Genomic DNA, 25,930 nt, shown 5'->3' on the forward strand with positions numbered 1-25,930 from the left:
ATTCCTCCTCTTTTCAATTGGCATACTCTCGCATATGCGAGTAATACTGACAACATCACCTCCGTATTTGACTATTACATCTTCACACAATCCGCAAAATTAGGAGAGATCAAGATTAGCAGATTCAAGGATTGAACAAAAATGTATATCAATATAATATAAAGGAAAATAATACATTTCAATAGTTTTCTTTGCTGGAATAGAAAAAGCTTTCTTCGCCATTTTACGAAGAAAGCTTGGTGTTTATTTCCAAAGCCTACGATCCCGCTCCACGGTAGCGTTTCACGCCCACATTCCACATCGTGAGGCCAATCGTCAGGAACAGCAAGCCGATAATCGGCGTGAGAAGCGCCAACTGTGTCATCCCTTTGCCTGTCATGAAATAGGAGGCCGGAATGACACCGACGAAGGCGAAAGGCAATATCCATGTCAGCAATACTTGAATGAAGCGGTTGTATATCGTGAGCGGGTACCGCCCGTAGCTCTGAATGTTCCAGATGAGCGGCAATATGCCGGTCGGCGCATCAGAATAGAACGAGATGGAAGTGAGCGCCGCATAAATGCCGAAGTAGATGAGCACAGACCCAGCCAATAACAGCAGCAACACCAGCAGTTCCACCAAGCCGAAGTCGAGCCCAAGCTGTGTCCAGCATATGCCCATAATGAGCGCGCCCACGACGGAACCGATGAGTGCCGGCGGGTCTACATTTTCGAGCAATATTTGAAACAGGTTATACGCTGGCCGCGTCAAAATGCGGTCCATCTCCCCTTTTACAATATATCGTTCACTGAAGCTCCACAGATTGAAAAAGCAGCTGAATATGCCGTACGGAATCATGAAATAGCCGTAGACGAACACCATCTCGTCACGCGTCCAGCCCGCGAGCGTCGGTGTATGCATGAAGACGATGAAGATGAAGATCAGATTCGTCGCTTGGAACAGCAGATCCGACACAACTTCCACCCAGAAGTCCGCACGGTAGGTTAGACGCGTCTTCATATAGTTTTTCAAATATTCGCCGATGAGTCCGATATAATACATCTTCTGCCGTTACCCCCCTTGCACGAACAACCGCTGTCTTGCGGCGCGCCACATGATGACGATCGGAATAATTAGAATGACGAACCAGAGCAATTGGATGCCGACGACGGTGAGAATCTGGCTATCCTCAATCCGGCCGGTGAAGACAGAGCTCGGCAAATACGTAATCGCTTGAAACGGCAGCCATTGGTTCAGCAGCATAAGCCACCCCGGAAAAAACGATATCGGCACAATGACGCCAGAGAACAGGTCGACCACGACCCGCTTCATCCGAATCATGCCCTCGTTATTTTCCACGAAGAACGCCGTCAATCCGGTAATGATGTTCAACTGCGAATTAATAAGAAAGCTCATGAACAGCATAAAGGCAAACACAAGCCACAGCTTCGGTTCGCGCGGGAGCTGCACCGGGAACAGCAAGCAAGCGATGACCATGCCCGGAGCCATGAACAAGAGCAGCCGGAACAGCCCTTCTCCAAAGCCCTGCATCATCTTCACGACAATATAGTTATAAGGCCGGATGAACTGTATCGCTACGCTGCCATCGCGTATCTCATTGGCAATCTCCCGATCGAGGTTATTGAAATAAAAGGCGCGCGCCATCCAAGAGACGGCGATATACGTCGTCATCTGATCCGCGGTAAAGCCCGCAATGGTCCCCTGTCCTCCATAAATGGCTTGCCATGTAAAATAGTACACTCCGATGCTTAACGTATAGATTAAAATGCCGGAATAATAGTTGACGCGGTACGCGAGCATCATTAGAAATCGAATGCGTATCAGCTCTAAATATGCGCTAGCCATGGGTCACCGCTTCCTTCTCCTTCTCGCTCTCTTCCCGGGCGGCGGCAGCCTCGGAAGTATCGTCTGCCATTGGGTCTTCCGGCAGCTCAGCGCTCCCCGTACGGTATATTTCCCGCACGATGTCGTCGGTGTTCGTCTCGATAATCTTCAAATCCGAGATGGAGGCGCCGCCCACGACTTGCCCGATTACCTCGGACACATTCGTGGCAAACGGTACGAACACGCTCGCCTCATACGGCGATTCCATCGTCCAATTGACGTCCAAGCCCGATGTGAGCGCTTCTGTATCCCCTGACCGCATTGGCTTCGCAAATTGGAATCGAACCTCGCGCCCTTTGCCCCATGTGGACTTGAGCGTGTCCAAGCTGCCGTCATAAATGATGCGTCCATCATCCAGCATAACGACACGCGTACAGAGCGCCTCGATATCTTGCAAATCATGCGTCGTCAACAAGATGGTCGTGCCGTGCTCTTTATTGAGCGTTTGGAGAAAATCCCGGATCTCTGTCTTGACGACGATATCCAAGCCGATGGTCGGCTCATCCAAAAACAACACAGACGGCTGATGCAGCAAGGAGGCGACCAGCTCGCAGCGCATGCGCTGACCGAGGCTTAATTTGCGCACCGGACGATTCAAGAGCTCCTGCAGCTGCAGTCGTTCCACCAGCTCATCCAAGCGCCGCTTGAAGTCTGTTTCTGACACGCGGTACACCTTGCGCAGGAGCCGGAACGATTCGATGACGCCAATATCCCACCAGAGCTGGCTGCGTTGTCCGAAGACGACACCGATGCCGCGCACGAACTTCTCCCGCTCTGCATACGGAATATACCCGTTTACATGGAGCTCGCCTGCGGTCGGCACCAGAATGCCGGTCAGCATCTTGATTGTGGTTGATTTCCCCGCTCCGTTCTCCCCGATATATCCGCATATTTCTCCTTGCGGAATCGTGAACGAAATATCTTTGACGGCCATCACCTCGCTATATTCCCTTTTAAATAAATCAAGCAAAGCGCCCTTCAGCCCTTCGCGGTTTTTTTGCACGTGAAACGTTTTGCGCAAATCCCTTACTTCTATGGCATTCATTGCTGTATGGTTCACCCTTTCGTAGATTTGCGTAGTTAGCGATGACTGCTCTAGTCTCGCACTTGGACGCGAATTGATTCAACATCATAAAGATTTTATAATTGGATAGACAAGATGCGGGTCATTATCCATAACATTTAATATAGCACGTACGACGACTTGAATGTATGCGCCGGAGCTGACATCATGAACTTCGCTTCTTTCACCGCCGGATGAGGAGAGGACGATACATATGTGGAAAAAGTATTGGAAGCACGCACTAACCGTGATGACCGTCATTATTGTCGGCAGTGTCGGATACTACACTTGGGCCATGTACGACAGCTTGGGCAACCTGCAGAAGAAGCCGGAAGAGTCCCGTTTTACACCTGTTGTCAGCAAGCTTCCCGACCGGAAAGCGGTAGAGCCTCCGAAATGGGAGGGGAGGGAGCGCGTCAATATTTTGCTCCTTGGCGGCGATTCGCGAGGCATGGACAAGGACGAAGTTCCGCGTTCGGATTCCATCCTGCTCGCCTCGTTCGATCCGCAATCGAAACGGGCAAATCTATTCTCTATATTGCGCGACACATATGTGGATATTCCCGGATTCGGCAAAGATCGCATCAATGCAGCGCTGACGTACGGGGGCCCCGAGCTTGCCATGAAGACGGTGAGCGAATTTACCGGACTTGACGTCCAATATTATGTATATACGGATTTCCAAGGCTTCATCAAGCTCATCGACGCCATGGGCGGGGTTGAATTCGAAGTGGAGAAGAACATGAAGTATACCAGCAAGGCGGATAAGCATCAATATGATATCGACTTGAAAAAGGGCAAGCAGCTGCTGAACGGAGAAACCGCGCTTATGTACGTCCGGTTCAGATACGACGCCATGTCCGACTTTGCCCGTACAAAGCGGCAGCGCGAGCTGTTAACCGCTGTCGCGGACAAATTGAAATCGGCCTGGTCCATTATTCAGCTCCCTCACCTAATTAATGAGGTCGCCCCCTACGTGGAAACGAACCTGACGGCGGATGACATTATTAAGCTGGCCTCCTTAGGCTATGACAGCTCCATCGGGCCAAGCCACCAGCTTCCGGCGATGGATAATGTCGCTGACGCGACAATTAACAATTCCGCCGTGCTGCAAGTCGTTGATAATGATAAGCTGAAGCAGTACATTCAAGACGCCTTGGAAAATAAAGCATCCGCATCCGAAGATATCAAGAACAAAGGAGATTCGTCTACATGACTACGAACCGAAATCGTTCCGAACAACTATATGAAGAAGCCCTTGAGCATATCGTCGGCGGGGTGAACAGCCCTTCCCGATCGTTCAAAGCGGTCGGCGGCGGCTCGCCTGTATTTATGGAGCGCGCGCAAGGCGCTCACTTCTGGGATGTCGACGGCAATAAGTATATCGACTATTTGGCCGCTTACGGCCCGATCATTACCGGTCACGCGCATCCGCATGTAACCGAAGCCATTGTGCGTGCCGCACAGAATGGCACGCTGTACGGCACGCCTACTGAGCTAGAAATCAAGCTCGCGCGGATGCTGAAGGAAGCGGTGCCTTCCATGGACAAAGTCCGCTTCGTCAACTCTGGCACCGAGGCCGTCATGACGACGATTCGCGTCGCCCGCGCCTACACGAAGCGCACGAAGGTAATCAAATTTGCCGGCTGCTACCACGGCCACTCCGATCTCGTGCTCGTGGCCGCTGGTTCCGGCCCGTCCACCTTGGGCATTCCCGACAGCGCCGGCATTCCGAAGAGCATCGCGAGCGAAGTCATCACCGTGCCGTTCAACGACCTCGACAGCCTGAAGGCAGCGCTGGAGCACTGGGGCGATGACGTAGCTGCCGTTATGGTCGAGCCGATCGTGGGCAACTTCGGCATGGTCATGCCGCAGGCAGGCTTCCTCGAAGGGCTGTGCAAGCTGGCCCGCGAGTACGGCGCGCTCGTCATCTATGACGAAGTCATCAGCGCGTTCCGCTTCCATTACGGATCGGCGCAGACGTACCGCGTCTTCCCTGACTTTGCTGCCATCGAGCCAGACCTGACGGCCATGGGCAAAATTATCGGCGGCGGCCTCCCTATCGGGGCCTACGGCGGACGGAAGCACATCATGGAGCAGGTCGCGCCGCTCGGACCAGCATATCAGGCGGGCACGATGGCCGGCAACCCGGCCTCCATCTCCGCTGGCATCGCTTGTCTCGAAGTGCTGCGCGAGGAGGGCGTGTACGAACGGATGGAAGAGCTGTCCATCCGCTTGACGGCAGGCATCCAGGAAGGTGCTGACCGCTACGGCGTGCCGCTCACCATCAATCGCATCCGCGGCTCATTCTCGACGCATTTCTGCGACCATCCGGTGACGAATTACGCGGAAGCGCAGGAGACGGACAGCGAAGCGTTCGCTGCCTTCTTCCGCCACATGCTCGATCAAGGCATCTGCCTTGCACCTTCGAAGTATGAGGCATGGTTCCTGACGACGGAGCATACCGCCGAAGACATCGAGCGCACGATCGAAGCAGCGCACGAATCGTTCCGCCGCATGGCTAACTCATAAAGCACAACCTACCCATCCACTTCACGCAAAGACGCCGGAGCTGCCATGCAGCCCGGCGTCTTTCGGTATACAGCATACGTTATTTTTGTAAGACAGCATGCGTTCCAATACCACTGCCGCTTCGCCCCATTGCCGACGTCTGTACCAGCTACTTCAAGCCATGCACTTCGAAGCCATAAATGCGCGCCGCCGTATCGCCTCCTTGGGTCGGTTTTTCGACGATCAGCTTCGCATAGCGCGCCTTCGTCAGGCTGATTGCATGCTTGCTGACGCCAAGCGTATTGTCCTTCACCTCGACGGCATCGCTCCAATTTACTCCATCCAAGCTCAGCTGAATCCGGAATGCGCGCGAGTTGAACGCCTCGCCTTCACCGCCCGCCTGCGCGTGCTTCACGACGAATTCGCTCACTTGGTGGACGGCTCCCAAATCGACCGTCATCCAATGCGGTCCGTCTCCTACCGCGCACCATTTCGTGCGGTCATTGCCATCGACGGCAAACGGCGGTGCTTCGTTCGGATTGACGAAGCTGCTCGCATCCGTCTTCTTGTTCAGCGCCAAATCGGCAATGCCGCCGGCCACATCCTTGGTAACGGTAATGAGCTGCTTCGTGAGCGAATCTTCACCCTCGCTGTTCTTCGCCGTCAACGTCACCTCATATACGCCTTCCTTGTCGTAGCGAACTCCCGGATTCCGCTCCGAACTCGATTCCGGTTGGCCACCCGGGAAGCTCCACAACCAGCTCTCTGTCACCTCGGACGATTTATCCATGAACTTCACGGTATCGCCTGGCGCAATCAACGTCTTATCCGCTTCGAAATCGGCGGTAGGCTGCGGGTAACCCGGCCACTCGAAGGAGACCGATGCGCGTTCGCCTTGTTCATAATGACGGTTAATCGGCACAACTTCCAGCGTCGTCCCCGCTTCCTTGTCAATGCGCTTCATTTCCGGAACATAAAAAACGTTGTTGGCCGTCGCGCCTGCCAGCTCACGGACTCCGTCCGGATTCACGCGGTACACTTGATAGTACAGCACCTCTCCCCCCAGCGCTTCCCATTTGAGGCGGGCATCGCCATAGATGCCGTCGCGGAAATCGGATTCCGTCACTACAAGACCGTTCACCGCGTCAAGCTGAGGGACTGCTGCTTCCGTATTGCGAATGGACAGCTCGCCGATATTCACCTGCAAGCCATCAATCGCTTCCGGTGAATCGAATTTCAGTGAAATGCCCGCAACGTTGCGGTCCGCATACGTCGCCAGCGTCACGGTCGAACGCACCCATTTGTTCTTGTACACGGTGTCCGTGACGCTCGTTCCGTCCGCCAGTTCGATGGTTGCCTGATCCAGGTACACATATTGCTCTGGCGCATCATCGAAGGATACTCCGATCTGGACTCTGGCATTCTCGTCATTGGCTTTATATGTAGCCGATACGACCGTCGTCGGCTCGACCCGGATGTTCGTCTTGTACAGCTTGACGTGTGTAGCCGAATCCGGCCGGAGGTCACCCGCCACCTTCAACGAGCTGCCGCCGTAGTAAGCGTTCTCATAATCAAAGGACGGCTGCAACGCCTGTCCCGTCCCTTCGGACTCTGCAATCCAGCGCCAAGACGGCAGGATGTCCTGCAGGCTTCGGTTGCTCCAATCCCGGCTGCGGACTACTTCCCCGTTCACGGCGAACAAATGCCCGTTCCCCATATTGAAATGAGTGATGAATTCAGGACCAGTAATGACGCTCTTATCTACGAAATAGTTGGCCGCTCCACGCCACGTTCTCAGCTTCGTTGCATCCCCTGCCCCCGGACGCGGCGGCGTCGCGGCTGGATTATGCTCATAGCCCGACCAGAATGTCGTCTCTTTTTCCATGTACTCTTCATGGGTCTTCGAGCTGTTCCAAGCCCAGTCCGGGCGATAAATGCCCAAGGAAGTCGTTGCCTTGCCCTCTCCCGGGAACAAAGCAGGCATGTTGAACGTTCCATTGTATCCATTTGCTTCTACATCAATGCCCGCATAGAGGTCGTAAGGACTCCGGTTCAAGCTTTGGGCGACAGAAGGGGAATTTTGGAACGCATAACCGGAATACTGCCAGCGGAAGTCAAGGAACATCGTGTCGGACACGCGCTCGCTGCCGTCTTGAAAAAACATTTTGTTGTTGTCCGTCAGCGCCCCCTGCCAGGATATGGGCCCTCGATTGATCATCGAATCGTACCAAATGATCTCCATCCCCGGTTGCTTGTGCTGCTGCAAATATATCAAAAACTGCTGCATCAATTGCGCGTCTTGCGGCGTGGCACCTTGCGTTTCTTGGTTGATGAACCAGCCGTCGAAGCCGTAATATGATGCCGCTTCTATTAATTTATCCGCCGTAGGGAACGAGCCGTCCTCACGCTGCTGCAGCATGTCGCGCAGCCATTGGAGCTTGCCGCCGTGTTCCCTTTGCGGGAAAAATACGGTTCCGTAAACGGGCACGCCATTCTTGTGGGCGGCATCGATTACATCCGCGCTTGGCGGTACGATCAGGCCCTCGCCCGCAGAGCCGCCCCACATGATGAGACTATCCACATACTGCCAATAACCAAATGTAAATGTATTGAATTTTTCAGAGCCTTGCGAAGGCACCCCGCTCGTATTCGGGTACATGGATGCGAGCGCCATCAATTTCGGGTCCTCCAGCGCGCTTGGATTTACTTTATAACCCTTCACACGCTCCTCTACAAGCTTGACGCTGCCCTTGTTGAAGGCGGCATCCCGGTCCGTTGACGGAGACCACTCCAAGAGCGTGTTCGGATACCAATAGGAAGAATGCGGCTGCGCGGCTTCCGCTTGACCGGCAAACCCCATCAAGGAGCCCGCCAGCATCGCCGTGCTGACGAATACGGCAAGGCTGCGTTTCATTCGTTGTTTGGACATAACCGTCGGTTGCAATCGTTTCATTCGATATCTCTTCCTCTCTCCCAAATAATAAATAAGCCATATCCGGATGCATGGGCCGAAAATAATGATAGCGCTTACAATTTGATATGCAGATTCATTGTATACCCTATATTATCCAGTGAAAAGGATGGTATTTCCTATTTGACGAGATATCTTTAATTGATCCACCAAATCTTTAATATTTACCCTGAAAATTGGCTGCGCTCTGCTTTCGTTCAGCCCGAACGGTGCAGATTGGATTGGGAAATGAAGATTCCATTGGAAATAGTACAGCCTTCCCCCTCAAACAAGCAGTATTCGATGATTCTGCTGGAAACTGTCCAATCAAATCGTCCTTTTTAGTCTTTTAGAGCCAAATTGGTCCGGTCCTATTGGATCATTTCCAGTGAAATGACACCCAGTCACGCTCCATGCTAAAAAGCATTGGACGAAATCCAATGGATGCAGCTTGGTATCCTTGCCAAGTTGCATCGATATAGCCGTCATCACTTATCAACGCTCCATTTTCGAGATATTAGGCAGTAATAATAAAGCAATCATCAGGTATGTCCCTAATTAACCTAACTACACACTGATGTAGTTCATTGCGCTCAGAGTAACTATATGAATGAACTAAAGATAGCTCATATCTCTAGCCAATCACGATACGCTGCCACGTACTTTTCTCCACTCTCCCTCTCGTTCAGAAGGGGTATCTCTCTGTGCTGTCCAGCGTGACGCAAGACGTTAGAAGGGAACTCTCAAATGTATGATCGCAGTTGGAGATGCTCCCTCCCACTATTACATCAACCGTTCAATCACACCATAGAGCGTCTGGACGATGCTGGAATCGTTGTTACTGACTGAAGGGGAGAGTGAACGGAAACGCCGAACGGAGAGAGTAACGCCTCTCCAAAAATTTACTCTGAATTAAACAAGCGGCTCTTAACTGGTGATTTCTGTCCTAATTATAGAAGTCAGGCACCCTTCTAGGCGGACACGCATATGATATTGCAAGATCGAATCCATATCGAGGAGGACTTAACATGCTTCCTTTATACTGCATGCCCCCCCCATATGCCCCATATCGCGCAAATGCCCCTGTTTCAAACACCGAATGCTTAACTAACCCGCTTCAACCGCCGCTCGATGCTTACGACACCAACCTGAATACGGCCCTCCCGCTCATTGCGAGCTCCATTCAAGGGGAACGCGATGACGAGCTGTTCTATGATGATTTAATCCGGCTCGCCCCTTCCCAGGCGGACAAGGACATTATCGCGTCCATTCGCAACGACGAGCGGAGGCATCGCCAATGGTTCCGCTATATCTACTATTGCTTGACCGGGCAACAAGTCCCTGACGCCATAGATGAATCCTATCAGCCGACAGCCTCGTATCTCGAAGGGCTGGAAAAGGCTCTCTTCGGTGAGCTCAGCGCAGTTGAAAAATACCGGCGCATTTATTTCACGGTTGGGCCGGAACCGTTCCGCAACATCATTTTTGAAATATTGACTGACGAGTTGAAGCACGCCAGCAAATACAATTTTTTGTACGCGAAAAATAAATAGCGCAATCCTTAATTTATTCTCTAATCACCTCTGACCCAACATCGCCGTAACATCTCTGTTTCGTTTATTTTTTCACCCGGATGCTTACTTTTGCTCACCCTCCCCCATTCGTCAGAATGCTTCTCTTTTTGGCAAAGGGCATCCTTCCAATTCCAATCAACTGTAATTTGTCCAATATATATGCCCCATTTACATACAACCTATTGCGTTCTGTATAACTACGGCGTTGTGATGTACACCTGTTTAACTACTGTGTTCTGATGCAGCTTATTGCGCTTTGATTTACTTGACTGTCTGCTGATTCAAGAAATCACATATGGTCGAGATGCATGTGCGAGGACCGAATGTACATTTTGTGCGGCATAACGTTAATGAGCGGCAAGCGGGCCTACTCCCTACTAAACGGCAACCGGACATATCCCCCTACAACAGAACGGCTCCGCATCCTAAAGACACGGAGCCGCTGCCATTACAGCAATATTAGGTTATAGCTTCTTGATTTCTTCCTTCAAGAGCTCGGACTGCGTACCGAACACCACCTGCACGTTGCCTTTGCCGAGCTTCATAATCCCGGCGGCGCCGAGCGCCTTCAAGCCCGCCTCGTTGACCACGGTGTCGTCCTTCAGCGTCAAGCGCAAGCGCGTAATACATGCTTCGTTCGTAATAATGTTATCTTTGCCGCCGATAAGTCCGACGACTTTTTCCGCCTTCTCACGCAGGCTGGAGTTGGCGTTGACCGTGTTATCCGCGTCTCCTTCTGTCTCCATTTCATCCTCGCGTCCCGGCGTCTTCAGATTCAGCTTCACAATCAGGAAGCGGAACAAGAAATAGTAAACCACAAAGTAGGCGAGTCCGATTGGAATCAGAAGCAATGGCTTCGTCGCCAATGGGAAGTTCAGCGCATAGTCGATAAAGCCTGCTGAGAACCCAAACCCGTGCTTAATGCCAAGCGTTGCCGTTACGAATCCAGACACCCCCGCCAATATCGCATGGACAACGAACAGTACGGGAGCAACGAACATAAATGCGAATTCGATCGGCTCCGTAATCCCAGTTAGGAACGACGCGATAGCCGTACCGATGAAGATGGAAGCAACCATTTTGCGATTCTCCGGCTTCGCCGCATGAATAATGGCGAGAGCCGCACCTGGTAATGCGAACATCATGATTGGGAAAAACCCGGTCATGAACAACCCTGACGTCGGGTCGCCATGGAAGAATCGGGCAATGTCGCCCTGCCATACTTGTCCGGCAGCGTCGGTAAAGGAGCCGATTTGGAACCATGCAATTGCATTCAACACGTGGTGCAGACCGAATGGAATGAGTAGCCGGTTCGCTACCATGAAGATGCCGGAGCCGACCGCTCCGAGTTCAACAATCCAGTTGCCGAAGGAATCGAGCGCCTGTTGAACCGGTCCCCATACAATCCCGAACGGAATCGCTACTAAAATCATAACCGCTGAGGTGACAATCGGCACAAATCGTTTGCCGCCGAAGAAGCCAAGCCAATCCGGCACTTTAATATCATGATATTTGTTGTACAGGAACGCAGCGATACCACCGGCCAATATACCGCCGATGACGCCCATGTCGAGCTTCATGTCATCCGGAATGAACGCGAACGCTGCCGGAATTTTGGACAATACTTTAAGTAAAATAATATGCGCTATGACGGCCGCCAATACGGCCACCGCGTCTGAAGCAAATCCGATGGCTACCCCGATGGCGAATATAAGAGCCAAGTTATCAAATATAGCGGAGCCGCCTGCATCCAGGAACGGGGCAATATATTGGTTCAGGAACCCGCCGACCGTGTCTCCCATATGGAAGTCTTTCACATAGTCAATTGCACCGAAGCGAAGCAAAATGGCTGCCGCCGGCAACGTTGCAACCGGGAGCATCAATGCCCGACCAATTCTTTGCAAAAAGGCTAGCATGAGTTGTTCTCCTCCTTAATTGGTTAAGTAAAGTATGGATAAAAGGCCAAAGTTTTATTCTTCTGCCTGTCATCACCGCAACAACGCAAAAAGACATGAGCTTGCGATGAGATACCACCCGATATCGCGGATGCTATCCCTTGGCAAGCTCATGCCTAGTCGTACTAGTAACACGCCTGTTATGAAAGTTGTTATAGAGGTTGTTCAAAAAGTCCTCTTTTGATCACGAAGTCACTCAGGAAGTAACTCGGCATCGAATCTTGCATTCACTCTCGAGTTCCTGCAACCTTCTCGGTGCTGAAAACCGACCTTTTTGAACACGCACTTATAGGTAATAGATAATTACTCGTCTTTGTTAAACAATCGATACAGATGCATAGCGATGTATGCCGTCTCGTCCTCCGACACTTCCGTCTCCAGCTTCCGCGCCATTAACGCGGCACATTCCTGCGCCACCTCGAACTCATAAGGCACCATGTCCTTCAGCTTGTCCCGGAACGGATTGCGGGAATGCTCCCCTTGGCGGATTCGCTCAATGGCGAAGCGGAGATGCGTAATGAGCCGAAGGTAGTCTATGCTGTCTTTCGGGATGTCGCCCCCTCGTCGTTCTTCGATCAGTGCAACCAGATCCTTCAATAAATGATTGAACTGGACCATATTCCCGACAGGAACATGTGCGACAGCCGACTGAATGTGTATCGTCAAGAATCCGATTTCATCTTCTGGCACAGTCACACCGAATGTCCGGTCAATAAGCCCGGCCGCCTGAGCAGCAAGTTCATATTCCTTCGGATTCAAGGTGCGAAGCTCCCACAAAAACGGATTTTCAATCGCAATGTCATGGCGCAACCGGTACAGCGCATATTCAATGTGGCTCGGCAATGCGAGGTGAATATGCTCGTTCAAATCCGGCGTAAGCGCTTCAGACACCATGGAAATGATCTGCTCGGATACGGTAATGACTTCCGGATCAATCTGTTCCAAGAGCATCTGATACTGCGACAGATGCTGCTGACTCTCTAAAGCAAATGTCTTCTCAATGCGGGTGTCACTCGGAACAAGCTCTCCTCCAGGTTTAGCTCCGAATCCGAGTCCCTTTCCCATGAGAATGGTTTCTTTGTTCGTCAACACATCGTTCGCCAATACGACATTGTTGCTTAATGACCGTATAATCTCAAAGCGACGCTTGCTTGACAACGTGAATCTCCTTTCTCATGAAATTGCGGAGATAAATCATTAAATGGAAACGTTTTCGCATTAACGCGTTCAACTGTAAAATCATTGTAGTTGAAACCGCAATCATTGTCAACATAAAAAGAGAATTATGTCTAAATTTAGAATAATAGTCAACTTTTTGTCAACTTAGTGTCGAACCATCAACGTCATTTGCAGCGCCGAAAAAGGGGGTATCCCCTCTCTCGGCCTACATTTATTAACCTATAGAGGTTGTTCAAAAGCTTCCTTTTGAACGTACACTTATAACTTGATTAAATGGATAGTTCTTGAACCGCCGCTACCCGTTCCACCACCAGGTATTGAATCTCCTCAGCCGTTTCCAGCGCTAGCGCTTCTTCGGCCAATTGCTTCATCTCATCCCGGTTCAAACGGGAGAGCAGCACGCGAACTGACAGCACGGAGCTTGCGCTCATGCTGAATTCATCGAGTCCCAGTCCGAGCAGAATCGGCACCGCCTTCAGGTTGCCTGCCATTTCGCCGCACATCCCGGCCCACTTGCCTTCTTGGTGCGCCGCATCAATAACCATGCGAATCAGGCGCAGCACCGCCGGATTAAACGGCTGTGTCAGGTGAGACACCTGCTCGTTCATACGGTCGGCCGCCATCGTATATTGAACGAGATCGTTCGTGCCAATTGAGAAGAAATCAACTTCCTTAGCCAGCTGATCGGCGATAATCGCAGCCGCAGGCACCTCAATCATCATGCCGACTTCCATCCCTTTGTTATAGGCGATGCCTTCCTCATCCAGCTCCGCTTTCGTTTCTGCCAAGATAGCATTCGCTTCGCGCAGCTCGGTTATCGTAGATATCATCGGATACATCAATTTGACGTTGCCGTGCGCGCTAGCACGCAAAATCGCACGCAGCTGCGTCTTGAACAGATCTTTGCGGTCCAAGCAGAGACGAATGGCGCGATAGCCAAGGAACGGGTTCATTTCTTTTGGAAGCTCCAAGTATGGCAATTCTTTGTCGCCGCCGATATCCAGCGTACGGATAACAACAGGCTTATCAGACCCGATCGTTTCGCATACCGTGACATAAGAATTGTATTGCTCTTCTTCCGACGGGAAGCTGTCACGACCCATGTACAAAAATTCCGTACGGTACAGGCCGACACCTTCCGCCCCATTGTTGCGGGCACCCAACGCATCCTGCGGATTGCCGATGTTCGCCACAAGTTCCACTTCATAGCCATCTGCCGTTACGGAAGGCTTATCCTTGTAGAGCTTCATCTCTTCTTGACGCTTCTCGAACTTCTGTTTTTTCTCTCGATACAAGCTCAATGTGTCCTCGTCCGGGTTGATCAAGATAATGCCGCTCGATCCATCCAACATGATCATGTCTCCGGTCTCGACGCTTTCCGTTGCATGCTGCAAGCCAACGACCGCCGGAATTTCCATTGAGCGGGCCATGATGGCAGAGTGCGATGTGCGTCCGCCGATATTGGTCGCGAATCCGGCCACCTTGCTGCGATCCAGCTGCGCCGTATCGGATGGGGTCAAGTCATGTGCGAACAAGACCACCGCCTCATCAAAGTCACTTAGCTGTGCCGACTTCTTGCCAGACAACAAGCCGAGCACACGCTGGCTCACATCGCGGAAGTCTGCCGCGCGCTCACGCATATATTCACTGTCCATGCTCGTAAATATATCCACAAGCTGCTGCGTCACTTCTTGAAGCGCAAATTCCGCATTCACCGCTTCTTGACGGACCTTCTCCTTCGCCTGACCGACAAATTCTTCATCCTGCAAGACAAGAATATGCGTAGCGAAGATTTCCGCATGATGTTCCCCCAACTTCGCTGCCGTGTTCTCTTTGATCTGCTCCAGCTCGTCCATCGCCTGCTGTACAGCATTCTGAAAACGCTCCACCTCGGCTTCAACGGCGTCCGTTCCAATGTCCTTGCGCTCCACCGCAGTGGCTTGCTCCTGCATGACGAATGCCTTTCCGATAGCGTATCCTGATGCTGCCGCGATTCCTTGAAGTAGCATGACGGTTTCTCCACTCCTTTTGTTGATGCTTATTTCAAATCCACAGTATGCCTGCCAGCCCTTCTTCTGAAGGGCTTTTCTTTATCCGTAATGAATTAGTCGAGAACCGATTCAATAACTGTGCCTACTGCATCGATCGCTTCCGCAGCTTGATCGCCTTCCGCAGATACGGTAATGATGTCCCCTGCCTTCATGCCAAGCGTTAAGACGCCAGTGATGCTTTTCGCGCTAACTTTGCGGCCGTTGAACTCCAACGAGATTTGCGCATTTGCAAATTCCGCCGCTTTTTTCATAATCGCACCTGCCGGACGCGCATGAATCCCTTGCGGGTTTTTGATTGTAAATTGCTTTTCCATTGTTCATGACCTCTTTCCATCAAAGTTTACTGGTGTTTTTACTTACGATATGTTTTACGATTCCGTCTTATTTCAGGACAATTTCCATCAGTTCATTCGAATTCGCCGTCACGCTGCCTGTGTTCGCTTTAAGCTCGGCGACAACATCACCGTTGGCCACAATAACAGGTGTGATGACCGGCAGACCCGCTTCTTTAATTTGGGAGATATCGAACTCGATCAGCGTTTGCCCCTTTTTCACTTTATCGCCTGTTTTAACATGAGGCTTGAACGGTTTGCCCTGCAGCGATACCGTGTTCACGCCGATATGAATAAGCAATTCAAGTCCAGATTCATGACCGAGCACCAAGGAATGGTACGTATCAATCAGATGGATGACCTGTCCGTCAAAGGGGGCGATAAGCACTCCTTGCTCTGGTTCGATGGCGATGCCGTCACCGATAATTTTTTGTGCGAAAGCCGGGTCAGGAACTTGCTCCAATGCTACCGCTTTACCTGTTATAGGCGCTGTAATGGAGATCGTTTTCTTTTTCTTTCCAAATCCAAACATATAAATTTCCTCCTTGTATGAACCGTTATCCTATGGACAATCCGTTACTGTCAGTGTTCTGTATTTCTGTTCTTCCAGCGGGATAAATCAGCCGACGATCATGTGCAACCAATACGTGTTGCTGTTAAAAAAAAGCAAAAAGGCATGCGCTGAAGCATGCAGTTCACCCAGTGAACAGCCGCTTAGCTCATGCCTAGTCGTACTAGTAACACGCTGACTTGCAGTGTAAAATTCACCACTCATTGTATCATGATGGATATTGTGTGTGCAAGCGAGCCGGGCGATTGGGTAAAATTAGACATATTCACCTTCAGTACATTGGCAAATGAGTTATGCGGTATCCATAAGATGTGCGTTCTGGTTGTAAATCATACCGCCGCATCATGCTCTTACCGTCTTATTCTTTCTATACCCGATTCACTCCTGGCTGCACCACATAGCACCCGGAGAAAACATTTTATTACATACCATACGTGACACGGAGGAAAGCCGTTGCAGATTCCTTTAATCTAAATAAGTAATACGTTGGTTGAGCCGTTCTACAGGTTGGCGTAGTGGCACAACACTCCCGCTCGATCCAGTTCCTCCGCCATATCAGCAGGGAGAAGCCGGTCCGTGATGCATGCCGTCAGCTCGTTGACAGGAGCTACGGAGAACAATGAAGCTTTGCCGACCTTCGTATAATCGAACACCGCGATCGTCTGCTGTGCTTGGCGCATCAGCATGCGGGCAGTCTGTGCTTCCAGCTCGGAATACGTCGTAATTCCTTTCGTTGTAGAGAAGCCGTCGATGCCCATGAACAGCTTTTCAATATTCAAATGCTCAATCGTGCGCTCTGCGAGCGGTCCGCATAGTTCAAAGCTGTTGCTTCGCATTACGCCGCCAATGACGACAACCTGGATGCCTTCACAATCTGACAGCTCCATCGCAATATTCACCGCATTGGTCACAACGGTAATCCCTTGGCGCTGCTTCAGCAGCTTCGCGATGAGAAACGTCGTCGTTCCGCCGGTCAAGCAAATGCTGTCGCCCTCCTCGATAAAGTCAAGGGCGCGTTCTGCGATCGCTTCCTTCTCCAGCCATAGCAGTTGGCGCTTCTCTACGAAAGGAACTTCCCGTACGGAACCAGCACCTTCAAAAATCGCGCCCCCGATCGTGCGAATCAGCTCGCCTTTCCGCTCCAATAAGTCCAAATCCCGGCGAGCGGTCGCTTCCGAGCATTCAAAACGATCGATCATCTCCGCTATCGTAATGCGTCCATTCTGTTTTAACACTTGCAAAATTTGCTGTCGGCGCTGCTCGCCTTTGGATAACGATTCACTCATACGATTCACTCCATCCGTTGCTGGTTGTTGCGTTGCGGGTTGTTACTAGGTAAAAAAGGGCATAAACCCATGATGAATGCGGTCCAAAAGCGGTATGCCGGCAAAGCAAGAGCTGCTAGCCGGATACAGAACCTCCGTTAGCAGCGCCAGTTACGAACTTCCTACATGCGATTCACGCAATAGACACGCTTATTATATAGAAACAAATTGGGTCAAGTTCCGTGGATCGTCCGGGTTAAGGCCCCGGTTCACCGCCGTGTAATAACCGTTGTATTGAATAAATGGCAAATACAATACCGCACGTGCTTCATCGCAGACATCCGCAGCACCAAGCTCAACCACCTTGTCGGCAAATTGCGTATCTTCACCGGCTTGTGCGGTTACGATGACGACCGTAGCGCCATATTGCTTCATTTCTTGAGCTACCTTCAGCTCATAGGAGCGTGCTTGTTCGGACAGCAGCAGCACGATTTGCGTTTCTGGATCGACAATCGACTTCGGTCCGTGGCGGAATTCTAGCGTGCCGTATGCTTCCGTCCACGTATAGGTCATTTCTTTCAACTTCAAGCACGCTTCCAGCGCAAGACCGTACAACGCGCCCATTCCTAAATAAATCGTTTTATTAAAAGAATTTCCGTTCACCCACGCTTCTGCCGTTTCATCCGACATTGTAACGGACGCAGCGTCGGATTGCAATACAGCTTCCAATTCCTTGTATGCTTTCTCCTGTCCTGCGCCAAGAGCAATCGCCGCCTGCATCATGAAGGTCATGCTGCTGAGCGACTTCGTCATGACCGTGCTCTTCTCCGCACCGCGCGGCGATACAAGGCAATCCGTCATATTTGCCATTTTGCTTGACGGATGACAAGTGATTCCGCACGTGGTCCAATGCGGCAGTTCCTTCACTGATTCTAACGCAAGGATGACTTCGTGAGACTCGCCCGAGCGCGAAACTCCGACCAACAGCGTCTTCTTCGATGCCGCCACGGTCTGTTCACGGAACAAGAACAAGTCAGAGGACGGATGCGCCACCGCACTGCGTCCCGTCCATTTCCGATACGTCGCCGCCATCGTCATCGCTTGGTACCAAGAGGAACCGGAGCCGATGAAGACAACTTCCTCATATTTATCGCTTCCTATATATTTCCCGATCCAATCCTGTTGTTGCTGCAATTGTGTCCATGCTTCTTGCAGAGCTGCAGCCTGATCACTAATTTCGCGATACGTATGCGTATTCTGGTTTGACATTCCACAAAATCCTCCTTTATAATCAACTTAATGAAATTATAAGTCATTATTTTGATTGTTTCAATCATAACATGCAGGAGGCTATGCAAATGGGACATCTTATCAGCTCTACATCGATGCTGCAAGCGGCTCGCGAACAAGGCTTTGGCATTACCGCTTTCAACGTTCACACCTTGGAAATGCTGCAGGCAGTCGTTGAAGCCGCAGAAGAAACGCAAACTCCCCTCATTTTGCAAACGACGGTGGGTACGGTGAAGCACTTAGGGCCGGAATACATCGTATCTGCCGCCCAGACCGCAGCCAAGCTCTCTTCAATTCCTATCGCACTTCATCTAGACCATTGCACTGATTATGATCTCATTGTAAAATGTATCCGCGCTGGCTATACATCCGTCATGATCGATGCGTCGATGCATCCATATAAAGAAAATATTAGCCGCACGAAGGAAGTTGTGAAAGTGGCCACAGCCGCAGGCGTCAACATCGAAGCCGAGCTTGGCAAAGTCGGCGGCGTGGAAGATGATATCGTCGTCGAAGAAGAAGATGCGCGACTTGCCGTTCCTGAAGAATGCGCTGCGTTCGTCGAGGCGACAGGCGTCCCTACGCTTGCCCCAGCAATCGGCACCGCGCACGGTATTTATAAAGGTGAACCGAAAATTGCGTTCGAGCGACTGGAACGAATTTATGCAGTTGTGAGCGTTCCACTCGTTCTGCACGGCGGCTCCGGCATTCCGGAAGAACAAGTGAAGCGCTGCGTGAAATATGGCATGGCAAAAATGAACGTTGCCACAGAGCTGCGCATTGCTTTCTCCGATGCGATTAAAGCCGTATTTGCAGGGAATCCTGACGAGAACGATCCACGTAAATATATGGTGCCTGCGAAAGAGGCAGTAAAAGCACTAGCGAAGAGCAAGATGGAAATGGCCGGCTGTATCGGCAAGGCGAACGCGGTTCGCTAACCGCTGCAACAGCCCGCTTCATGTTGGAGGAACGTATATGATTACAACCGTAACCTTGAATGCGGCGATCGATAAAACGTACATCATCCCCGGATTCAACCTTAATTCCTTGTACCGGGCGGAACAAATGAATGCGACAGCCGGAGGCAAAGGCATCAATGTGGCTCGCGTCATCCGTACGCTCGGTGAAGATGTGATCGCAACAGGGTTCGTGGCTGGCTTCAATGGGATGGCGATCTCAGAGATGCTGCGCCAGGAGGGAATTCCGTCCGATTTCATCACGGTGGAGGGCGAATCGCGCCTGTGCTTGAATGTGATCGACCCAGAAGGAGGCACCCAGACGGAGCTGTTGGAAGCGGGCCCTTCCATTCCGGCAGAAGCGATAGAGTCGATGAAGGAGAGGATAGCGAAGCTCGCTTCGCGCTCCTCACATGTCGTCTTCTCCGGCAGTCTGCCCAAAGGATGCCAGCTTGGGCTCTATGCCGAGCTTATCGCCATCGCCCGCGGGGCCGGCGCTATCCCGGTGCTGGATACGAGCGGTGAGGCGCTGGTGGAAGGCATTGCTGCACGCCCTTATCTTATCAAGCCGAACGAGCATGAAGTCGTGAAGCTGACGGACGGCAACGCGGAAGAGGAAGACGACATCAAATCCGCTCTGCTCCGGCTAGCGAAGCAGGGCATCGCGAATGTCGTCGTCTCACTCGGTGAGCGCGGGGCGCTGTCCACTATGGATAAGCAGTTATTCCGCGTGAGCATTCCGCGCATCGACGCCGTCAACGCCGTCGGCAGTGGAGATTCCATGGTCGCCGGTCTGGTCGTCGCGGACAAGCGCGCTCTACCAGCGGAAGAACGGCTGAAGCTGGGGGCCGCCTGCGGCACGGCCAATGCGCTTATGCCATCCGCTGGCATGGTGCGGCTTGAGGATGTCGAAGCGTTGAAGCAACAAATTCAAGTGGGAACACTTCTATAATTGCAACCCTGCCCTATATACGGCCGCCCGCATCCTGTCTGCCCAGACAGGTGCGGGCGGCCGTTTGCTTTCGTTATGTTTGCAGCTCAACGATGCCGTAGGCAACCTCGTAGGTGAGCGGAATGCGCCCATCGGGAAGCCGATAGCGGTCGTGGTAGCACTTTACCATTTTCCGATAGAGCGTACGGTTCAACGCGCCGGCGGCAGCACTGCTTGCAACGGCGTTGCCCGCTCCGACGCGGCGGACTTGCTGCAGCATCGCCGGCACACCCGGGAAAGCATAGCGGTAACTAGCCTCTTCCCATGTGACAGAAGGCGGCATCGCTTTATGGGACGACAGAACTGCCGGATCCGCTGTAGATGCCGCAGCAGTTATGCATGATAGATTGTCTGCAGGAGCCGCCGTATCATCAGACCGTTCGTCGGCCTCAGATACGGCGGCTCGTACAGGCGCGCTCAGCCACCCAAGCCAATCCTCCCGCGCCGGGTATGCCAGTCCGCGCGGAACCGACGGCAAGCCGAGTGCCGATTCGGCTTCTCCGAAGGACTCGTGCAGCTCGTGCAGCGTCCCCGGCATAAACGTAGCGAAGGCCAGCACTCCGCCCGGAGCAAGCAGGCGAAGCAGCCCGCCTGCCGTCTCCGCCGGACGGTTGAACCATTGAAAGGCGGCGCTGGAGACGATAAGGTCGTAAGCTTGAGCGCGATTACGGCTTCCCCTCTGTCCGCCCTGCTCCTGCACCCACGCCTCCGCATCGGCGATGACGGGATCGAGGCGCCGTGCGGCTGTACCGGATTGCTCCAGCTTCGTGCAAGCCGCCCTCACCATTTGCGGCGACATATCGACAAGGGTCGCGGATGCCTCTGGGAATAACCGAAGCAGTTCAAGCGTCAGCAGTCCCGTACCGCAGCCGATATCTGCAATCCGGAAGACTGGTCCGGTATAGCTCGTCGAAATGCGCTGCGCCAGTTCCTGCGCCATCACGCGCTGCACCTCGGCATAGCTGTCATACTCGTGCGCATGCTTGTCGAAGCGGCGCTGCACAAGCAATTTATTCACGTTCGCGCCCAGAAATGGGCGCGGAGTCTCTGTTGAATCCGATGTCGTTGTCATACCACGACGTCAACTCCTTTCGCCAGCGAGCCGGTTGCGTAAGAAACGGCACATGCCCGGCCTGCGGCAGCACCGCAAAGCGGGCAGCGTTCCGCTGTCCGTTCAGCGCCTGTGCCCGCTTCACCGCGCCAAGCGGGCACACGGTGTCGTCCGCCCCGTGCAGCCATAGCAGGCGCGGTCCCGCCGGCGCCGCCGTTACCCGCGCCCACGCCGCAGCAAGGTCTGCCTGCTGCAAGTAGGCAAGACCGGCGTCAAGCCCTTCCGGCGTGAATGCATGCACGCTAGACTCAGGCGACGCGGGTTGAGCCGCTGCCATGGGCGCAGGCGCAGAGCACGCCGTTCGCGCACGGTGCTGCGCAAGCACCCGCCGCAGCCCGGCGTCATCGCGCTCGGCCGCGGAAGGGAGACGTTCCGCGAACGCGCGGAGCGTCTCCTCGGGCGCATGCGCCAAGCGGCGACGCATGCGCGCTACGACACGGTCGGGCCAACCGGCCTGCCCCGTGTCGTCAATGAAGCGCAGCGTCGTCCCACAGAAGACGATGCTGCGCACAGCTGGCATGGCGGGGGAAGCTGGCCCCGCCATCCAGGCGGCAAGCGCCTCGAGGAGCAGCATTCCGCCCATCGACCAGCCGATCGCATGCCACTCCCCTTCCGGCTCCAGCCGGAAGGGCAGGCTCACCGCTTCGCGGAGCTCCTCTATCGTGCGGCAGGAGGCATACGACACATAGCGATGGTCTAATGCGGGCAGCTCAGCGGCTAAATGCCGCCACGTCCCGGGTGACATCCCCCATCCGTGCACCCATAACAGCTTCGGGCGCTTTGCCTTCGCAGCGGAAGCGTCTCCGCCTCCATTCGATTCCGTTTTACCGTTTATATCTATCTGTTTGGTCATCATTTTCATATCTTCCTATCTCCATCATTAACAACCTCGCGTCATACTTACTATCATCCATGGCTGCCACATCATCTTCCATTTTCGACTGCCTATTGTCGTAAATGCGGCACCAGCGAAGCTGGCATGTCTGTCTCTGAACTAAGATGCGTTGCGCCTAGATATTTCGTGCCAAGCGTGCGACCGTATCTGCCACCCACAGCAAATCCTCGTCGCGATGCATCGGCGTCGGCGCAAAACGGATGCGCGCCGATCCTTCCGGCACCGTCGGCGGCCGAATCGCTACACCTGCGATGCCCGCCTCTGCCAAAGCGGCGCTCACCGCAACCGCACGCTCATCCGTGCCCAGCATAACCGGCACGATATGGCTGGCGCCCTCGCCGGTGTCCAGACCGCCGGCACGCAGCCGCGCGCGGAACAGCGCCGCCTTGCGCATGAGCTCGGATCGCGCTTCATCTGCAGCGCGCACCTCGCTGAGCCGGGCACGAATGAGGGCTGCCATAAGCGGCGGCAGCCCGGTATTATATATGAACGTGCGCGCCCGATTCGCCAAATAGCGGATGACGATGTCATCCGCTGCAATATAGGCCCCGACGGCTCCAAACGCCTTCCCGTACGTGCCCATAATAACGTCCACGCGCTCATGCAAGCCAAGCTCATGGCACATCCCGCGCCCTTCCGGCCCATACACGCCGCCGCTGTGGGCTTCGTCGACCATAAGCATCGCGCCGTATCGCTCCTTCAGCGTCACCAGATCGGCCAGCGGCGCCTCCGTCCCATCCATGCTGAAGACGGAATCGGTGACGATGAGCTTGCGTGGCGCCCGTCCCGCTCCACTGGTTGCGCCGACGCTCCACTTCTTCAGTTGATCCTCCAGGCGGTTCAAATCCCGATGCGGGTAGCGCACATGATGCGCGCGGCTCAACACGATGCCGTCGACGATGCTTGCATGATTCAAGCGGTCACTAAATACGGCGTCATGGCGGCCAACCAGCGCAGAAATGACGCCGGCATTGGCCATATAGCCGCTCGTAAAGACGAGACTCGCTTCCCGTTGCTTGAATAGAGCCATCTCCTGTTCCAGTGCGGCGTGGTGCGGATCGTGACCAACGATGAGCCGTGAAGCTCCAGAACCTATTCGAACTCCAGGTTCACCCATTGATTCTGTCTCCGTGCGCAATGCCTCCCACCCCTGTTCAGTAATCCAAGGAGCGAGACCTAAATAATGATTGGACGCCAAATTCAAGAGCCGTCTGCCGTCGTGCTCGATCCATCCGTTCTCCAGCCAGATGGCGGTCGACAAGCGGCGCAGCCGCCCCATCCGCTCACGCTCATCCAATTCCTCTTTCATCCACGCCCATCGTTCCGAATTATTGACAACGCTAGTTACAGCGCGCATTGTTCAATCTCAAATCCTAAATCCTCGATCATTTTATGATCCGCCGTCGCTTCCTGTCCTTCGGTCGTCAAGTAGTCCCCGACGAACACCGAATTCGCTGCATAAAGCGCAAGCGGCTGCAGCATGCCCAGATTCATTTCACGTCCGCCGGATGCGCGAATCTCCTTCGACGGGCAGATGAAGCGGAACATCGCAATTGCTTTCAAGCAGCGGCGCGGGTCCAAATCGTTCAAATGCGCAAGCGGCGTCCCCGGAATCGAATTCAAAAAGTTAATAGGAATCGAGTCCGCGTCCAGCTCACGCAAGGAGAACGCGACATCGACGAGTTGTTCGTCCGTCTCGCCCATCCCCATTATGACGCCAGAGCACGGCGACATCCCGGCATGCTTCGCTGTCTCCACCGTATGTACGCGGTCTGCATACGTATGCGTGGACGTAATATGAGAATAATGGCCTTCGCTCGTATTGAGATTGTGGTTGTAGCGGTCAACACCGGCCTGCTTCAGCCGATTCGCTTGCTCCTGCGACAAGATGCCCAAGCAGGCGCAGATCTTCATTGGCATCGTCGATTTAATCTCCTCCACTGCAGCCACGACCTGCTCCAGCTCACGTGACGTCGGTCCGCGCCCACTGGCAACGATACAATACGTACCCGCCTGCATCTCCATCGCTTTCTTCGCGCCATCCACAAGGATATCCTTCTCAAGCAGGGTGTACTTCTCAATCGGAGCGTCGGATACGCGCGACTGCGAGCAATATCCACAATCCTCAGGACAGTATCCGCTCTTTGCATTAATAATCAGGTTCAGCTTCACCTTATTGCCAAAATAGTGCCGGCGCACCCGGTACGCCGCGTCCATAATCGCGAGCAGCTCGTCATCATCTGCGCGCAGCACACTCAGAGCCTCTTCCCGGGTGAGAACATCTCCCTGAATCGACTTTCTAGCCAAATTACGCCAATCTGTCTCCACTATTATCATTGTGTCGCTCATCCTCATCGCTCCTTCTTCTCATCTTTATTCGCGTTCAAGCAGCCATTGCGTAAACCGGGTCATCCTAGTAAACGAAGCTAGCCACTGTTCCTGCCACATCGCCCATGCTGACGATTCGGTCGCCCGGGCGCGATCTGGCTGCGGAAGCCAAGGCACATGTCCCAGTACAGGAACATCCGCCATCGTCTCAATCATGCGGGCGTTCTCCTCTACTTCCTTCACTTCTGCCATCGTCGGAGGACCACTAAACGCTATGGCAATGTCTGTATTTCCCCGTTCGCGTGCGTAATGCACCGCCGTAACCGTATGACTAACCGTCCCCAGACCCGGCGAAGATACGATCAACAGTGGCACTCTGAGCTCATATGCCATATCCGCCATCGTATGCCGCTGCGAGAATGGTACGGCGATTCCCCCTGCGCCCTCAATCAACAGAAATGCCTGTTGTTCCAACCGCTTACGCCCTTCCTCCAGCAAAGCCGTAAACGAAAATGCAATATCTGCACGTTCAAATGCCATCCAGGGCGCCAGCGGATCGCGCAACGTCCAAGTCGCCAGCATTTCCTCTGGGAGCTCGGTCATCCCGCTTCCCATTCGCAAGCGATACGTATCTCCCTCCGGATCTCCTATAGTGGTGCCACTTTGCACCGGCTTCCATAGCTGTAGCTTCCGCTTCCGAATTTGATGGAAATAAGCCGCAATTCCCGCAGTGACGACTGTCTTGCCAACGCCCGTTCCTGTTGAGGAAACGAACAATCCTTTGCTATCCCCTGACCCTCGTTGCATTTGCGGTTTCATGTTGGGCACCTCTTCTTTGTAAACCTATGTATATACATATGTGGTTAACATTACATTCATCCATTTTACCGGAATGGCGAAATCAGCACAAGAGTTTGTTAACCAAATTAATACATGAAAGGTAAACATACATGAACTGCCTCTACATAAAATCCACACACATCTTTGGTACGCTGTTCTTCCAGCGATTCTTTAGCCCGCTTC

At 53.1% G+C, this 25,930-nt stretch carries 21 protein-coding genes; 5 read left to right on the top strand and 16 right to left on the bottom strand.

Going from position 1 to position 25,930, the window contains the following annotated elements:
- Positions 1-256: 256 nt before the first annotated feature.
- The 3 genes from M3650_RS25405 to M3650_RS25415 are packed head-to-tail and all read right to left on the bottom strand — an operon-like array spanning position 257 to position 2,930.
- The gene (locus tag M3650_RS25405) at positions 257-1,042 is read right to left on the bottom strand and encodes an ABC transporter permease (protein ID WP_251578834.1); all 786 of its coding nucleotides are present in this window, start codon (positions 1,040-1,042) and stop codon (positions 257-259) included.
- Between the two features lie 9 nt (positions 1,043-1,051).
- Positions 1,052-1,846 carry an ABC transporter permease gene (locus M3650_RS25410; RefSeq protein WP_019421329.1) on the bottom strand — a complete coding sequence of 265 codons (795 nt, stop codon included), beginning with the start codon at positions 1,844-1,846 and terminating at the stop codon, positions 1,052-1,054.
- On the bottom strand, positions 1,839-2,930 hold the full coding sequence (locus M3650_RS25415; RefSeq protein WP_251578835.1) for an ABC transporter ATP-binding protein: 1,092 nt from the start codon (positions 2,928-2,930) through the stop codon (positions 1,839-1,841). The genes M3650_RS25410 and M3650_RS25415 overlap by 8 nt, the downstream gene beginning before the upstream one ends.
- Positions 2,931-3,162: 232 nt before the next feature.
- Here M3650_RS25415 and M3650_RS25420 point away from each other — a divergent pair, with 232 nt between their 5' ends.
- Positions 3,163-4,164, top strand: a complete 1,002-nt coding sequence (locus M3650_RS25420; protein ID WP_251578836.1) for an LCP family protein — start codon at positions 3,163-3,165, stop codon at positions 4,162-4,164.
- Complete coding sequence (locus M3650_RS25425; protein ID WP_251578837.1) at positions 4,161-5,480, top strand: glutamate-1-semialdehyde 2,1-aminomutase; 1,320 nt, start codon at positions 4,161-4,163, stop codon at positions 5,478-5,480. The genes M3650_RS25420 and M3650_RS25425 overlap by 4 nt, the downstream gene beginning before the upstream one ends.
- Positions 5,481-5,628: 148 nt before the next feature.
- On the opposite strand, the gene M3650_RS25430 is transcribed toward M3650_RS25425, so the two are convergent.
- On the bottom strand, positions 5,629-8,412 hold the full coding sequence (locus tag M3650_RS25430; protein WP_251578838.1) for an endo-beta-N-acetylglucosaminidase: 2,784 nt from the start codon (positions 8,410-8,412) through the stop codon (positions 5,629-5,631).
- 1,025 nt (positions 8,413-9,437) lie between these two features.
- On the opposite strand from M3650_RS25430, the gene M3650_RS25435 reads away from it, so the two are divergent.
- Positions 9,438-9,962: a ferritin-like domain-containing protein gene (locus M3650_RS25435; protein WP_251578839.1), complete on the top strand. Its 525-nt coding sequence runs from the start codon at positions 9,438-9,440 to the stop codon at positions 9,960-9,962.
- Positions 9,963-10,447: 485 nt separating this feature from the next.
- Here M3650_RS25435 and M3650_RS25440 read toward each other — a convergent pair whose 3' ends face one another.
- From M3650_RS25440 to M3650_RS25470, 7 genes are all read right to left on the bottom strand, one after another.
- Positions 10,448-11,899 carry a PTS transporter subunit EIIC gene (locus tag M3650_RS25440; RefSeq protein WP_251578840.1) on the bottom strand — a complete coding sequence of 484 codons (1,452 nt, stop codon included), beginning with the start codon at positions 11,897-11,899 and terminating at the stop codon, positions 10,448-10,450.
- 342 nt (positions 11,900-12,241) lie between these two features.
- A complete protein-coding gene (locus M3650_RS25445; protein WP_019421336.1) occupies positions 12,242-13,096 on the bottom strand; it encodes a PRD domain-containing protein in 855 nt (284 codons plus the stop codon).
- 290 nt (positions 13,097-13,386) lie between these two features.
- Positions 13,387-15,126 carry a phosphoenolpyruvate--protein phosphotransferase gene (gene ptsP / locus M3650_RS25450; protein ID WP_251578841.1) on the bottom strand — a complete coding sequence of 580 codons (1,740 nt, stop codon included), beginning with the start codon at positions 15,124-15,126 and terminating at the stop codon, positions 13,387-13,389.
- Between the two features lie 95 nt (positions 15,127-15,221).
- Complete coding sequence (locus M3650_RS25455; RefSeq protein ID WP_019421338.1) at positions 15,222-15,482, bottom strand: HPr family phosphocarrier protein; 261 nt, start codon at positions 15,480-15,482, stop codon at positions 15,222-15,224.
- Between the two features lie 67 nt (positions 15,483-15,549).
- Positions 15,550-16,032, bottom strand: a complete 483-nt coding sequence (locus M3650_RS25460) for a PTS sugar transporter subunit IIA (RefSeq protein WP_233697541.1) — start codon at positions 16,030-16,032, stop codon at positions 15,550-15,552.
- Between the two features lie 539 nt (positions 16,033-16,571).
- Complete coding sequence (locus tag M3650_RS25465) at positions 16,572-17,357, bottom strand: DeoR/GlpR family DNA-binding transcription regulator (RefSeq protein WP_233697542.1); 786 nt, start codon at positions 17,355-17,357, stop codon at positions 16,572-16,574.
- A gap of 192 nt (positions 17,358-17,549) precedes the next feature.
- On the bottom strand, positions 17,550-18,605 hold the full coding sequence (locus tag M3650_RS25470) for an SIS domain-containing protein (protein WP_233697543.1): 1,056 nt from the start codon (positions 18,603-18,605) through the stop codon (positions 17,550-17,552).
- Between the two features lie 89 nt (positions 18,606-18,694).
- On the opposite strand from M3650_RS25470, the gene M3650_RS25475 reads away from it, so the two are divergent.
- Together M3650_RS25475 and pfkB are read left to right on the top strand one after the other, a co-directional pair.
- Positions 18,695-19,564, top strand: coding sequence for a class II fructose-bisphosphate aldolase (locus M3650_RS25475; protein ID WP_251578843.1), 870 nt, complete (start codon positions 18,695-18,697; stop codon positions 19,562-19,564).
- Between the two features lie 37 nt (positions 19,565-19,601).
- Entirely contained in the window at positions 19,602-20,534 is a 933-nt protein-coding gene (gene pfkB, locus M3650_RS25480; protein ID WP_251578845.1) for a 1-phosphofructokinase, read from the top strand.
- A gap of 73 nt (positions 20,535-20,607) precedes the next feature.
- Here pfkB and M3650_RS25485 read toward each other — a convergent pair whose 3' ends face one another.
- The 5 genes from M3650_RS25485 to bioD all read right to left on the bottom strand — a co-directional run bounded on the left by M3650_RS25485 (position 20,608) and on the right by bioD (position 25,726).
- A complete protein-coding gene (locus M3650_RS25485; RefSeq protein WP_251578847.1) occupies positions 20,608-21,645 on the bottom strand; it encodes a methyltransferase in 1,038 nt (345 codons plus the stop codon).
- Positions 21,584-22,546 (bottom strand): alpha/beta fold hydrolase, encoded by a 963-nt coding sequence (locus tag M3650_RS32760; protein WP_369011148.1) that lies wholly within the window; start codon positions 22,544-22,546, stop codon positions 21,584-21,586. The genes M3650_RS25485 and M3650_RS32760 overlap by 62 nt, the downstream gene beginning before the upstream one ends.
- 148 nt (positions 22,547-22,694) lie before the next feature.
- The gene (locus M3650_RS25500) at positions 22,695-23,888 is read right to left on the bottom strand and encodes an aminotransferase class I/II-fold pyridoxal phosphate-dependent enzyme (protein ID WP_251578853.1); all 1,194 of its coding nucleotides are present in this window, start codon (positions 23,886-23,888) and stop codon (positions 22,695-22,697) included.
- 35 nt (positions 23,889-23,923) lie between these two features.
- On the bottom strand, positions 23,924-24,928 hold the full coding sequence (bioB, locus tag M3650_RS25505; RefSeq protein WP_285848670.1) for a biotin synthase BioB: 1,005 nt from the start codon (positions 24,926-24,928) through the stop codon (positions 23,924-23,926).
- A 24-nt stretch (positions 24,929-24,952) separates the two neighbouring features.
- Positions 24,953-25,726, bottom strand: a complete 774-nt coding sequence (bioD, locus tag M3650_RS25510; RefSeq protein WP_251578855.1) for a dethiobiotin synthase — start codon at positions 25,724-25,726, stop codon at positions 24,953-24,955.
- Between the last annotated feature and the right edge of the window lie 204 nt (positions 25,727-25,930).

Origin of the sequence: Paenibacillus sp. MER TA 81-3 (genome assembly GCF_023713585.1) — a bacterium.
Taxonomy (GTDB): domain Bacteria; phylum Bacillota; class Bacilli; order Paenibacillales; family Paenibacillaceae; genus Paenibacillus_B; species Paenibacillus_B profundus.

Bases quoted from the DNA above. Each gene is read 5' to 3' on its own strand.
- M3650_RS25470 (WP_233697543.1), bottom strand. From the start codon at position 18,605: ATGTCAAACCAGAATACGCATACGTATCGCGAAATTAGTGATCAGGCT.
- ptsP (WP_251578841.1), bottom strand. From the start codon at position 15,126: ATGCTACTTCAAGGAATCGCGGCAGCATCAGGATACGCTATCGGAAAG.
- M3650_RS25435 (WP_251578839.1), top strand. From the start codon at position 9,438: ATGCTTCCTTTATACTGCATGCCCCCCCCATATGCCCCATATCGCGCA.
- M3650_RS25425 (WP_251578837.1), top strand. From the start codon at position 4,161: ATGACTACGAACCGAAATCGTTCCGAACAACTATATGAAGAAGCCCTT.
- bioD (WP_251578855.1), bottom strand. From the start codon at position 25,726: ATGAAACCGCAAATGCAACGAGGGTCAGGGGATAGCAAAGGATTGTTC.
- M3650_RS25440 (WP_251578840.1), bottom strand. From the start codon at position 11,899: ATGCTAGCCTTTTTGCAAAGAATTGGTCGGGCATTGATGCTCCCGGTT.
- M3650_RS32760 (WP_369011148.1), bottom strand. From the start codon at position 22,546: ATGAAAATGATGACCAAACAGATAGATATAAACGGTAAAACGGAATCG.
- M3650_RS25460 (WP_233697541.1), bottom strand. From the start codon at position 16,032: ATGTTTGGATTTGGAAAGAAAAAGAAAACGATCTCCATTACAGCGCCT.
- M3650_RS25485 (WP_251578847.1), bottom strand. From the start codon at position 21,645: ATGACAACGACATCGGATTCAACAGAGACTCCGCGCCCATTTCTGGGC.
- M3650_RS25500 (WP_251578853.1), bottom strand. From the start codon at position 23,888: ATGAAAGAGGAATTGGATGAGCGTGAGCGGATGGGGCGGCTGCGCCGC.
- bioB (WP_285848670.1), bottom strand. From the start codon at position 24,928: ATGAGCGACACAATGATAATAGTGGAGACAGATTGGCGTAATTTGGCT.
- M3650_RS25420 (WP_251578836.1), top strand. From the start codon at position 3,163: ATGTGGAAAAAGTATTGGAAGCACGCACTAACCGTGATGACCGTCATT.
- M3650_RS25455 (WP_019421338.1), bottom strand. From the start codon at position 15,482: ATGGAAAAGCAATTTACAATCAAAAACCCGCAAGGGATTCATGCGCGT.
- M3650_RS25415 (WP_251578835.1), bottom strand. From the start codon at position 2,930: ATGAATGCCATAGAAGTAAGGGATTTGCGCAAAACGTTTCACGTGCAA.
- M3650_RS25405 (WP_251578834.1), bottom strand. From the start codon at position 1,042: ATGTATTATATCGGACTCATCGGCGAATATTTGAAAAACTATATGAAG.
- M3650_RS25465 (WP_233697542.1), bottom strand. From the start codon at position 17,357: ATGAGTGAATCGTTATCCAAAGGCGAGCAGCGCCGACAGCAAATTTTG.
- M3650_RS25410 (WP_019421329.1), bottom strand. From the start codon at position 1,846: ATGGCTAGCGCATATTTAGAGCTGATACGCATTCGATTTCTAATGATG.
- M3650_RS25430 (WP_251578838.1), bottom strand. From the start codon at position 8,412: ATGAAACGATTGCAACCGACGGTTATGTCCAAACAACGAATGAAACGC.
- M3650_RS25475 (WP_251578843.1), top strand. From the start codon at position 18,695: ATGGGACATCTTATCAGCTCTACATCGATGCTGCAAGCGGCTCGCGAA.
- pfkB (WP_251578845.1), top strand. From the start codon at position 19,602: ATGATTACAACCGTAACCTTGAATGCGGCGATCGATAAAACGTACATC.